The sequence below is a fragment of the Clostridium tarantellae genome (genome assembly GCF_009295725.1).
Taxonomy (GTDB): domain Bacteria; phylum Bacillota; class Clostridia; order Clostridiales; family Clostridiaceae; genus Sarcina; species Sarcina tarantellae.
In genome coordinates this window covers 1-1139 of record NZ_WHJC01000527.1, presented here as the reverse complement: position 1 = coordinate 1139, position 1139 = coordinate 1, and the positions used below count along the sequence as shown (strand labels likewise).

The 1139-nt window shown below is 27.0% G+C and carries 1 protein-coding gene; it reads left to right on the top strand.

Translation table 11 applies throughout. The features are described 5' to 3' along the window. Positions 1 to 27: 27 nt before the first annotated feature. Positions 28 to 1139: RNA-guided endonuclease InsQ/TnpB family protein (locus GBZ86_RS16105; RefSeq protein WP_207707476.1), on the top strand; the 1112-nt coding region annotated here is incomplete at its 3' end.

Here is a 1139-nt window from a genome sequence, read left to right as displayed (position 1 = left end):
GAAAGTATAAAAAGAAGATAGAGGAGGATGAAGAAATTGCTAAAAGCATACAAAATAGAGGTGAAACCTACAAAAAAACAGACAACTAAAATACATGAAACTATTGGTATATGTAGATACATTTATAATTTTTACTTAGCTTACAATAAAGAAGTTTATGAGAAAGAAAAGAAGTTTGTAACTGGAATGAATTTTTCAAAATGGTTGAATAATGAATACATTCCTAACAATGAAGATAAAGTTTGGATTAAAAGTGTATCATCAAAAGCTGTTAAACAGGCTATTATGAATGGAGAAAAAGCTTTTAAACGGTTTTTTAAAGGGGAATCTAAGTTCCCTAGGTTTAAAAAGAAAAAGAACAAAGATGTTAAGGTTTATTTCCCTAAAAATAATAAAACAGATTGGACTATACAAAGACATAGGGTTAAAATTCCAACTCTAGGATGGATGAGATTAAAAGAATTCGGATATATTCCTTTGGATTCTGTTGTTAAAAGTGGAACAGTAAGTCAACAAGCTAATAAATATTATGTATCTATATTGGTTGAAGAAAATATAAATACTAATAATATAGGCTTAGAATATAGTGAAGGAATAGGGTTGGACTTGGGTATTAAAGACTTTGCTATATGTAGTAATGGTAAAGCTTATAAGAATATTAATAAAACTAAAAAAGCTAAAAAGTTAGAGAAAAGCCTTAAAAGGCAACAAAGAAAACTTTCAAGGAAATATGAAAGTTTAAAAATTAGAAATAAAAAAGAAGGAGGAAATGCTACTAGACAAAATATTCAAAAACAAATAGTTAAGGTACAAATTTTACATCAAAAACTAACTAATATAAGAATAGATTATATAAATAAAATAGTAAGTGAGTTAGTGAAAACCAAACCTTCTCATATAACTATTGAGGATTTAAATATTAGTGGAATGATGAAAAATAGGCATTTATCCAAAGCAGTATCACAACAAAAATTCTTTGAATTTAGAACTAAACTAACCAATAAGTGCAATTGGAATGGAATTGAATTAAGGGTTGTAGATAGATTCTATCCTAGCAGTAAACTATGTCATGAATGTGGATGTATTAAGAAAGATTTAAAACTTTCTCATAGGGTTTATGTTTGTGATTGTGGTTACAA